Annotated in this window: 2 protein-coding genes; both read left to right on the top strand. The window is 60.2% G+C overall.

Annotation, left to right across the window (positions count from 1 at the left end; all coding sequences use genetic code 11):
• Nucleotides 1–331: DUF2924 domain-containing protein (locus tag L1065_RS15650; protein WP_237096448.1), on the top strand; the 331-nt coding region annotated here is incomplete at its 5' end.
• Nucleotides 331–1,106: recombinase family protein (locus L1065_RS15655; RefSeq protein WP_237096450.1), on the top strand; the 776-nt coding region annotated here is incomplete at its 3' end. The genes L1065_RS15650 and L1065_RS15655, both read left to right, overlap by 1 nt.

The raw sequence follows: 1,106 nt of genomic DNA on the forward strand, positions 1-1,106 counted from the left end.
GCGGTTTGGCGCGCCGCCGTGCAAACACTTGTCGGTGGCGTTCATGCAGCGGGTGCTTTTGTGGGAGGCGCAAGGCTCGGTCTTTGGCCTGGTGCCCAAATCAACGAAGCGCAAGATCGCTGCGGCTGCGAACGGCAAGGCGACGTCCAAAGCGTCTAAGACGCAGCCGGGCGATGTGCTGGTGCGTGAGTGGAACGGACGCACCTACCGCGTTGAGGTCACAACCAGCGGCTACGTTATGGACGGCAAACCGTGGCGCTCCCTGACCGCGCTGGTCAAACATATCACTGGGGCGCATTGGTCTGGCCCGCGCTTCTTTGGTGTGGCGTGATGCGGCGGGTGCGCTGCGCGATCTACACGCGCAAAAGCTCCGAGGATGGGTTGGAGCAGAACTTCAACTCTCTGGATGCGCAAAGAGAGGCGTGTGAGGCCTATGTGCTGAGCCAAAAGCATGAGGGCTGGGAGATCATGCCCGAGCGCTTTGACGACGGAGGTATCTCGGGCGGACATCTGGACCGCGCAGGGCTGCAAAGGCTGATGGCGGCTGTTGAAGCGCGGCAGGTCGATCAGATCGTAGTTTACAAGATCGACCGCCTGACACGGTCACTGGCGGACTTTGGTAAACTGGTGGAGCGGCTGGAAGCCAATGAAGCGTCCTTCGTCTCGGTCACGCAGAACTTCAACACAGCGACCAGTATGGGGCGGCTTACGCTAAACGTGCTGCTAAGCTTTGCACAGTTCGAGCGCGAAGTGACGGCAGAGCGGATCCGCGACAAGATCGCAGCGTCTAAAAAGCGCGGCCTATGGATGGGAGGCAATGTGCCCATGGGCTACCGCGCAAGTGGGCGCACGCTTGAAGTCGAGCCAAAGGAAGCACAGGTGATCAAGCGCATATTCGAGCTCTATCGCGCACACCAAAGTGTGGGGTTGGTAAAGCAGGCCTGCGACGCCGAAGCGCTGGTCACCCGCATCAGAGCGGATGCCAAGAGTGGAACGACCAAAGGTGGCAAGCCGTTCGACCGTAGTCACTTGCACTACATCCTGACCAACCCGATCTACGCAGGCCAGATCCGCCATAAGGCCCGAGTGTTCGAGGGGCAGCATGA

Source organism: Nereida sp. MMG025 (genome assembly GCF_021654165.1).
GTDB lineage: Bacteria > Pseudomonadota > Alphaproteobacteria > Rhodobacterales > Rhodobacteraceae > Nereida.